Annotated in this window: 1 protein-coding gene; it reads left to right on the forward strand. The window is 59.2% G+C overall.

Annotated features, from left to right (window positions below):
- A partial coding sequence (locus tag H5U08_RS19555; protein WP_297037082.1) for a CpaF family protein occupies nucleotides 1–1,109 on the forward strand: 1,109 nt, incomplete at both ends.

Raw genomic sequence — 1,109 nt, forward strand, 5'->3', positions numbered from 1 at the left:
CTCCGCGATTACCTGGTCAACAGCCTGATCATGGAGTCGGGGAGCCAGTCGTTTTATGAGATGACGGGATTGAGCGCCAACGAGTTCGATATTCCCGCCACACTGGTCCCCGAGCGGGAGGCGGAGCTTGCAGGGATCCTCAATTTCATCCGGGAAAGGCTGCGGCTTTCGGAATGTCGGGACACCACGGAGCAGGTCCAGCGGATTGAGGATCATTTCAGTGAAGCGTTTCAGCTCGTGCGTCCCCACCTGCACAGCGAGTTGCGGAAATATCTGATTCTGCGGACGCTCAAGAAGGATTTGAAGGACACCATTTTTGGCTTTGGGCCCCTTCAGGACCTTCTCCGCGCGGATTCCATCACGGAAATCATGGTGGTGGGCAAGGATCAGATTTACGTGGAACGCAACGGCGTCATCGAAAAGTCGGGACGGCGCTTCATCTCGGACAAGGTCACGGAAGCGATCATCGAGCGGATCGTGGCCCAGGTGGGGCGGCGGATTGACAAGAGTCAGCCCCTGGTTGATGCCCGGCTACCCGACGGTTCCCGCGTCAACGCCATCATCCCGCCGCTGGCCGTGAAAGGACCGTGCCTGACGATTCGGAAGTTCCCGTTGCAGCGGATGACGATGGATGATCTCATCGAATTGGGGTCGATCACCAAAGCGGCGGCCACGTTTCTTCGGGCGGCGGTCATTGATCGAAAGAACATCCTCGTCAGCGGGGGCACGGGGGCAGGGAAAACCACGCTGCTTAACGTCCTGAGCAGCTTCATCCCGTTCAAAGAACGGATCATCACCATCGAGGACACGGTCGAACTCCGCCTTCATCAGGAGCATGTCGTCACCCTCGAAGCCAAGCCGCCCAACGTGGAGGGGCAGGGAGCGTACACCATCCGCGATCTGGTCCGCAATGCACTGCGGATGCGGCCGGACCGGATCATCGTGGGTGAATGCCGTGGGCCGGAAGCCCTGGACATGATTCAGGCGATGAATACCGGCCATGACGGTTCACTGACGACGCTCCATGCGAACACCGCGCGCGAGGTGATCGAACGGTTGGAGGTGCTCATCCTCATGGCGGCCGATTTGCCGATTTACTCCATTCACCG

Source organism: Thermogutta sp., assembly GCF_014359955.1.
In the GTDB taxonomy this organism is placed as follows: Bacteria; Planctomycetota; Planctomycetia; order Pirellulales; family Thermoguttaceae; genus Thermogutta.